The 8,519-nt window shown below is 56.4% G+C and carries 5 protein-coding genes; 1 reads left to right on the forward strand and 4 read right to left on the reverse strand.

The genetic code is table 11. From position 1 onward, the window contains the following. Window positions 1-138 precede the first annotated feature (138 nt). The 4 genes from RJQ10_RS14525 to RJQ10_RS14540 all read right to left on the reverse strand — a co-directional run bounded on the left by RJQ10_RS14525 (window position 139) and on the right by RJQ10_RS14540 (window position 7,414). The gene (locus tag RJQ10_RS14525; RefSeq protein WP_350147848.1) at window positions 139-2,625 is read right to left on the reverse strand and encodes a TonB-dependent receptor; all 2,487 of its coding nucleotides are present in this window, start codon (window positions 2,623-2,625) and stop codon (window positions 139-141) included. A gap of 438 nt (window positions 2,626-3,063) precedes the next feature. Then, the gene (locus tag RJQ10_RS14530) at window positions 3,064-4,773 is read right to left on the reverse strand and encodes a hydantoinase B/oxoprolinase family protein (RefSeq protein ID WP_350147850.1); all 1,710 of its coding nucleotides are present in this window, start codon (window positions 4,771-4,773) and stop codon (window positions 3,064-3,066) included. Beyond that, window positions 4,770-6,848, reverse strand: coding sequence for a hydantoinase/oxoprolinase family protein (locus RJQ10_RS14535; protein WP_350147852.1), 2,079 nt, complete (start codon window positions 6,846-6,848; stop codon window positions 4,770-4,772). The genes RJQ10_RS14530 and RJQ10_RS14535 overlap by 4 nt, the downstream gene beginning before the upstream one ends. A 2-nt stretch (window positions 6,849-6,850) precedes the next feature. Then, on the reverse strand, window positions 6,851-7,414 hold the full coding sequence (locus RJQ10_RS14540; RefSeq protein ID WP_350147854.1) for an isochorismatase family protein: 564 nt from the start codon (window positions 7,412-7,414) through the stop codon (window positions 6,851-6,853). A gap of 590 nt (window positions 7,415-8,004) precedes the next feature. Between RJQ10_RS14540 and RJQ10_RS14545 the strand changes: the two genes are divergently transcribed. Then, window positions 8,005-8,519: hypothetical protein (locus RJQ10_RS14545; RefSeq protein ID WP_350147856.1), on the forward strand; the 515-nt coding region annotated here is incomplete at its 3' end.

The raw sequence follows: 8,519 nt of genomic DNA on the forward strand, positions 1-8,519 counted from the left end.
TTTTGTCTCTAAATTCTTACTTTTCTGTGAGATGCTATTGATTACGCCTTTTCGCTATCGTGAATCAAAATGGCTTAAAAAAGCTGCTGGAGATCTAGATCACCAGCCGCCTGTCATAGTTTATTGACGAGTAGTTTTTTAAAAATTTGCACGTACCTGTAGTCCAATCCTTCTACCACGATCCCTGGAAACACCGCCGGCGTCAAAAATGGTTTGATCCAGACTTTGACTCTGGAAGTCCGTCGTTCCGGCATAATAGGGGCGTTCGTCAGTTAGATCCTGGACATACAAAGCAACTTCCCAGTTTCCGCTGGAAGGAGTAATACTTCCACGCAAATCAATGCGCTGGTAAGAGGGCACGTCACGTGCAGGATCCAGGTTGTCAAGACTGCTGAATGAGGGGCTGATAGATGCCCAGGCACTCAGCCTGACAAGGAAGTCACCGTAGGTGGTAAGGTATTCTGGTCTGATCACCAGGCTCCAGTCCTGTGCACTTGGCAAATCAACCCCCGCGCGATCAACCGAGCAGCGTGGCCCAAGACCGGACTGCTTGGTTTCGAGGGAGTTACAGCGTCCACCCGGGTAATCATCGTATTCAGCCTCGCCGATGTGGCCGCTGAAGCCAAGCTTGAACTTACCGGTTGGAGCCCATACTCCATCAAATTCAATGCCAGTAGAATGCGCCGCAGCGGCATTTTCCGTAACAAATGTGGCACTTGAAGCAAGGAAGTTGGTGACCTGCAGGTCTTCAAAGTTGGTGTCGTAAAGGGCAATATTGAATTGTAGAGTGTTATCCAGCAGTGTGGCCTTGATACCTGCCTCGATACTATCTGCGCTTTCATTTGCAAAGGTGAAGGGGTCGGGGAGTCTGCCGCCCGGTGCTGGTGACATGACGAAACCACCCGCCTTGAGGGCTTCAGCGTATTTTACGTAGAGCATGACGTTTTCCGCCACATCCCACTGCATCCCCACTTCTGGCAGCCAGTCGACTGACTTCACTTCACCCGTGACGTCGGCACCAGAAATAAAGCGCTCGCCGGAACTGCTGTGTCCCGCGGGGATTATCTCCACACCGGGTGGAACGAATCGTGACGTGGTTGCATTATATTCCGTGTCACCCGCTGCGGCTGAGAAAAAAGCTGTGCTGGGTGTCAAGTCGCCAGTCTTTTCAACGTTTTGGTAGCGTACACCGGTATTGATTCGAACCGCACTGGTGACATTCCAGGTGGTGGCCAGATAGCTGCTCAGCCATTCAGATTCTTCAAGCAGTGTACCGCCAAAACTGATTGCCGATCCTGGCGGGCCCACAGCGGTGAAAATATTGATGGAGGTATCGAGGTCGTGCTTTTGGTAATAACCCCCCCAGATCCAGGAAACGGTTTGCTCCGTCGGTGAGGCAATACGAAACTCCTGGGATGTCTGCTCAAAGTACTCGCGCTTCTCTTCAGAAAAAATGGCGAAGGAGCTGGCGTCAGGGTCTCCCCAGTCTTCCTTGTCATACTCCACATAGGAGGTTTGTGAGGTGAGCAGATAATCACCCCACTGGTAACTCAGTTCCAGCATAGATACATCGGTCTGCTGCTGACGTTCCTGGGCTTCGTTCATCTCCCGCGAACCAGTCAATCCATCTGCGAAGGCATTGAGGGCAGCCGGGGCAACGCCACCGTCACAACCATAACACGGCGTACCTGGAGGCAATACAGCATTTAACGCAATCGTGGCCAGCTTTGCATCCTGAAAACCACCCGCCCCATAGACGCCGTCAAGTCTCGTGATGTCAATGCCGTTAACGAGGACATCCAGCGCACAGGCTGCAGGAATGCCGGGGCCAAGGCCTGGATTGCCATCACTGAATTCCGGTCTCGTCTCACAGCGAGTGTACTCTCCGGGTACGCCAAGTTGCGACACATCCTGGTACTCATATTTGAATGTCGCTTCAAGATTATCCGTGGGGTTCCAGACCAGAATGCCTCTTAACGCAGAGTTTTCCTTGGTTCCCTGCTCATTCCTCAGTACATCCTGATAGCCCGCGTCACCAAGTTCGTAGTAGGTGCCCGCAACTCGGATACCAAGGGTGTCAGTAACAGGGCCACCCCAGCCACCTTCAAGCCGGAGTTCTTCATCATCACCATAGGATGCAAGCATAAAACCTTCTGCTTCATCACCGGGACGTTTGCTGTAATAGCTCACGGCGCCTGCCGTGGCACTCTGACCGGCAAAAATGGGAGCCGGGCCACGAATCACCTCGACACGTTCAAGGTCAAACATGGCATTCTGTCCCAGGTTGTCACGCCCGTAGTAGACACCATCATGGAACTGCGCAACAGCCTGTTCAAATGCTTCATTCGCTGCTGATGTGCCCACCCCACGTATAATTATTTCCTGTCCGGTAAAGCTATCGGTCATATAGAGATTAGGGACGAATGCTGATAATTCCTGTATATCGGAAAAACCGCCTTCAGCGATGGTGTCACCGGAGATGGCAACGATGGAAATCGGTACATCTTGTAGACTTTCTTCACGCTTTTGCGCGGTGACGACAACTTCTTCGATTTGCGCGTAGCTAATGGGACTCAAAGAGACGGATAACAAAGTTGGAATACCATAACGGCATAGTTTGAGCATATGACTTCTCCTTCCACGGTAGAGACTGCAAATTATTGAAAAAAATCGCGTTACATAATCAATGGCAAATAATCAAACACTACTCTTCAGCCGCTAGTTTCAATACGAATATCCAGGCTTGTACCGACTCTAAAGAAATTATGATTTGACGATAACGGTAACATGACCGAAGTTCCCTAAGGTCATACTGTTTCAGTACCCAGCCATGTGATAAATATATGATTCCCCTGAGATCAATTAGCAGCTGCTGTCCGTTAAATTCACTGCCGATAAGGTCCCATGAGTCAATCAAGGCGAATCTTGAAGCGATAGGACAGGGCCTTGGTTATAGGACATACCGGATAGTTACAAAGAACGATGGGCTGGAACGGCTCAGTGAAGGGAAATTCAAGGCGCAAGAGTCATCGTACAGGCACACATGAAGGTATGCGCCAGTGGCTACGGCGTTGTTTCACTGATGACAACCCCATAGGTCTCGGCGGCGTCGTTCGCTGTAATGAATCCATTGTGCACGTCGCGCCGAACGAGTTCGGGATCGCGCTGACGAGGGTCGCCCCAGCCGCCGCCCTTGCCGGTAATTGTACTGATCACGTCACCTTTGCTGAGCATCAGTCGTGTGCTTGCGATGAAGGTCTCGGTCTCGCCGTTAGCGCGGAGTATTTCTGTGCGATTGAAGTTCCCGGGCTCGCCGCCGTCGGCACCCCAGGTTGGCGTCGTGCGATGGTCTCCCATTGGGGTGGCCATCGCTCGCTCGCCGAGAATTCGTACCGAGCGTATGACACCTTCTCCTCCCCGCCATTGTCCTGAACCGCCGGCAGAGGTGTCAAAGCAGTACTTCTCGATCAGCACCGGAAATCGCTGTTCGGTGACCTCGACCGGCACGTTCAGAGTGTCGCCACCGTGCAGTGATGTCAGCGCGCGCTCGCCGTCAGCGCCTGGGCCAGCACCCCATCCGCCGGGATTCGGCTCGGCCATCACGAAGAAACCTCCTTCAGGAGTGGGTCCGGAAAGGACAAGTATTCCTCCAAACAAATAATGGCCGGCCGGCAACCGATCGGGGACGATCGGTGACAAGGCTCGCCAGACCAGATCTGCAGCAATCGCAACGGCCTGGAAGTACAAAGATAGTGCTGCGGGAGGGCCGGCTGTCATGAAAGTGCCGTCTGGGCAGATAACCTGGAGTGACTCATACGTACCGGCGTTGATCGGAACCTCAGTGCCGACAATAGCCTGAAGCACGGTCGAGCAGGCATGCCGCAGCCCGCTGCCAGCAAGGTTGATCGACGCTCCCACGATCTGAGGGTCCGTGCCCGTGAAGTCACATGCCATCCCATTATCATCGATAGTGACAGTGACGGTCGCTTTCGCTGAGGTGCCCGCGATCTCAATGGACTGCTCGGAGCTCCACGTACCCTGTGGCAGTTCAGCGAGTCGGGTCTGGACGCGTCTGGCCGTCTCGGATATCAACCGGTCAACGCTCGCAATGTAGGTATTCACGCCGTAGCGGGTGCAAATCTCCTTGAGTCTGCGTGCACCGGTTCGCACGGAGGCCGCCTGAGCGTACAGATCGCCGATGACGGTATCGGGCGCGCGGGAGTTCGCAGCCAGAATTGCGCGCAGGCCGTCGTCGATGCTTCCGCCGCGAAAGATTTTGGTCCACGGAATCCTGATTCCTTCCTCAAACGTCTCAGTGGCGTCCACCGGGTTACTTCCCGGTTCCTTTCCGCCGACGTCGATCCAGTGCGCTTTGTTGCCAGCGAACCCGACGACGCTGCCGTCGAAGAAGACAGGCATCAGAAGACAGAAATCGTTGAGGTGAGTTCCCCCCGGTACATACGGGTCGTTGGAAATCAGAATGTCTCCTTCGTTCAGCGTGTCGATAGGGTGATTCTCAAGAGCGCCGCGGACGATCTCGCCGAATACACCAGGAAGAATTGCGAGCCCGGCACCTTGTGAGATCTGTCGGCCAGCAGCGTCAGTCAGACCGACGGCGAAATCGAGAACTTCGTAGATCATTGTGCTTTGGCTGGAGCGCACGGTGACAGCGAACATCTCGTCGATTGCGGCCTGCAGGTACTCGCGGATTATTTCAAGGTCAAACGGGTCGAATCCGGGTCCGCTGTTTGTGTGTGGCTCGCTGGCAGTCATGCGGAAGCTTCCTCTGGTTCTTTCCGTGATGGCTGTAAGTGAGGTAACAGCTCAATGCAGATACAAGCTTGCTCGTCCACGACGGCGCACTGGTCAGGTCCGATCACGGTCGATGACGATGGTTCTTCGATCACGGCCGGTCCTGCAACAGAGGCTCCCGCGCCCAGTCGCGCCCGGTCGTAAGTCGGCACCGAGATCATGCCGAGCTTCTCAAACAGCACCTTGCGTTCCTTCTTGAACGCGAGCGTGGGATTCGTATTTGTCGGGAGCGCGGCGAGCTGAAAGGGTGGGGGGGGCACCTGCAGGCCGGTGAGGTGGAAGTCGACGATCTCGGCAGGCACGTTCAGTCGAAACGTAAACTCCTGCTCGTGACGGTCGTCGAACAGGTCGAGGATTTCCGGGATCGAGCCTGAGCGAGGCACTCGCACTGTAACGGTATGTTCCTGGCCCAGGTAGCGAAGCTCGAGCGCGTACGAAAAGCTGATATCCGTAGTGACGATCCCCTCAGCGGAAAAGTGCTTGTGGGCTGCACGTTCCAGTCCTTCCCAAATATCCGCGACAGCAGCGGCGTTCGCGGGCACAGCGGCAAGCACCTTCGTCTGTACCCAGTCCGCGCGAAGGCGAGTCATCAGCATACCCACGGCAGAGAAGGTGCCGGCAGCCGGGGGTATGACGACCGAACGGGTGCGCAGTTCGGCTCCGAGGGCGGCGGCGTGGACCGGGCCGCCCCCGCCAAAAGCCATGAGATGAAAGTCACGAGGGTCATAGCCCCGGCGGACCGATACCAGTTTGATCGCGTTGAGCATCTTCGCGTTTGCCAGTCGGATGATCCCCAGGGCGGCGTCTTCGATTGTGAGCCCAAGTGGGCCGGCTACCGTCGCTATTGCTGCCCGGGCACGTTCCACGCTGACAGCCAGGCGTCCGCCCAGGAACAGCTCCGGGTTGATTCGTCCGGCGACAAGGTTGGCGTCTGTCACAGTTGGTAATGAACCGCCTTCGGGGTAACACGCCGGGCCCGGCCGGGCACCTGCGCTATGTGGCCCGATTCCCAAGCGACCAAGTTCGTCGGTCCAGGCGATCGAACCGCCACCAGCACCGATCTCGACAATATCGACGACCGGCGACTTGATCGGATATCCCGGGGTCAGCGGCGAGCGATCAATGTAGTAGTCCGTGGTCAGTCGCATCTCGCCGCGCTCGACCAGAGAGGTCTTGGCGGTTGTACCGCCGATATCGAGAGTGATGATGCTCTCGCGGCCGGTGGCTGAGCCGAGGGCAGCTGCGGCCGCTATGCCGGCAACCGGGCCTGACTCGACAAGTTTGATTGGGAGTTCGCGGGCGTGACTGAACGACACTGTGCCACCGTTTGACTGCATGACCTGCAGGGAGCACCGAATGCTTCGCTCCTTAAGTCGTCTTTCCAGCTTGTCAAGATAGGTCGAGGCAGGTTCCTGGACGTATGCGTTGAGCACTGCCGTGTTCGTCCGCTCGTACTCGCGCCACTCCCGAGTCGTCTCATGAGACACGGTCACGAATAGTTCAGGGACTACCCGTTTGACGATCTCTGCGCAGGCGTTCTCGTGTTCAGGGTTTGTGTAGGCATGCAGAAAGCAGATAGCTATCGCCTTGGCACCGGCGGCTTTGGCAGCCAGGGCCACCTGCTCTACATCCTCTACGGCAAGCGGTTCAATCACTTGTCCGTCGCCGCCTATGCGCTCGCGCACCTCAAAACGCATGTGGCGTTCGATGAAGGGACGGGGTTTGCGGAATCGATAGTTGTAAGCGTCGGGGCGGTTGGAGCGACCTATTTCCAGTACGTCGCGAAATCCAGCGGTAGTAATCAAAGCGGTTGGGCTTCCCTTGCGTTCGATCAGTGCGTTGATCACTACGGTTGAACCATGAATGAAAGTTTCGATCGCATCATCTCCCGGAAGACCGGCTTGATCGAGCACGTTGCCGACACCAACTTCGAATTCACCCGGTGTGCTCGAGGCCTTGTCGACCTTCAGGATTCCGTCGGTGCCAACGTAGGCCAGGTCGGTGAATGTGCCACCAATATCAGTTGCGACGCGCATCTTTATTCCTTTCGATCGCCATCATGGCGTTGTAATTCGGTAATGACATGTTCAAGGGGCTCGACGTCGCCGTACCGGGACTCAATGTCGACTAGCGCCAACTCATGAGCGAACTCGGAGCGATCGGCAGTGCACTCCTGCACGACGATTGGCCGCAAGCCGAGCTGAATTGCGTCGATGACGGTGGCGCGCACGCAACCGCTCGTCGAAACTCCTGCAACGATGACCGTGTCCACATCAAGAGAGTTCAGAACGCCACGTAATATGGAGCCGTGAAAAGCGCTCGCCCCTTTCTTGTCCACGATCATGTCTACGCCGTCGGGATCGAACCGATCGTCGACGACCGCAAACGGGCTGTCGGCAGTGAGCTGCCTGAGCGCGGGATTCTTTTCTCCCATGACCCCTGCCTCAGCGTCGTTGTTATAGCGGACTAGCGTGTGGATGATCGGAACGCCGACAGCTCGTGCCTGTTGCAGCAGTGTGATCGTTGGGGCGACCAGTCCGTCGATTGGCATGGCGAACGGTGACTGCGGATCTGTGAACGCTCGAAAGAGGTCAACCAGCACGATGGCTGCGCGCCTGCCCATACCGAGATGAACCCCGAGACTGGCCGCTTCGTACGACTCGGCGAGCTCGCGTGCATGCTCGTTTCGCAACCTTTGGGAAAGAGGTAGTCTATTGGTATCCATAGTGGATAATGACTTTATAGCAAAACCTGTTCAGATTACCCATAGATAAAACATATGAGACAGCATCGAAAGATTATGGCGTTTCAGGAGCCCTGTGATGCTGGCGAGTTATTGTCAAATCTGGAGTTCAGGGCCTGAATCAAGCAACGGCCTGATTTGATTCTGTTACCTCGATTGTCCTGTCGACGCACCTTGAACGTACATCTCATCGATGGAAAGCAGCAAAGCCAGCTCCGAGCGCAACTCTTCTTGAGCTCTGAGAGCAAGCCGAGTAGGTAAATGCTCCGACTCTATGACCTATCATGCAGGGGGTGAGACTCCAGCACATTTATCTGGTTTCTACTGCTGCCGTTGCTCATGGTGTTGGACGCGCTGGGGTCCGGCTGCCACCGCTGCGGGCAGCCCCTTCCCCCGCTCACGCGGCGATGTCATCATGCTCACCGACACATAATAAGAGGATAGTCGCCGTGAATATCACACCGGTCTTCAACCCTGAACGGCCAAGCGACAGCGAGCAGCGGGTGCTGGATGCGATCGCAGACCGTGGTGTCGCCGATTTCACGGCAGAACCCGCCGCGGCCCGGCGACTGCACGGCGCGTTCATCGAGGCGCTGATCAGTGGTTCGCAGCCGGGGATACCACAACTTTGCTGCCCGCTTCGCCTGCGCGGTGCCGAAATTATAGGGCCGATCCGGGCGCTGCCAGCGGCGGGCAACGGGGTGGCGATGACCCTGCTGTTTCGTGAATGCCGCTTCGACTCACCGGTCGACTTCAGCGGCGGGGATTTCCTCTCGCTGCGGCTGGTGCACTGCACCCTGCCGGCTCTGATAGGCATCAGCCTCACCACCCGGGCCGATCTCGACCTGTCCGGCTCGCAGTTTTCCGGCGTGACGGACTACCTCTCCGACCTGGGTGAGGTGGGTGATTGTGCGGTGTACCTCAGCCACGCCCATATTGGCGGGCGCCTGCTCCTCTCCGCCGG

It is taken from the genome of Haliea sp. (assembly GCF_040222615.1).
Lineage (GTDB): Bacteria > Pseudomonadota > Gammaproteobacteria > Pseudomonadales > Halieaceae > Haliea.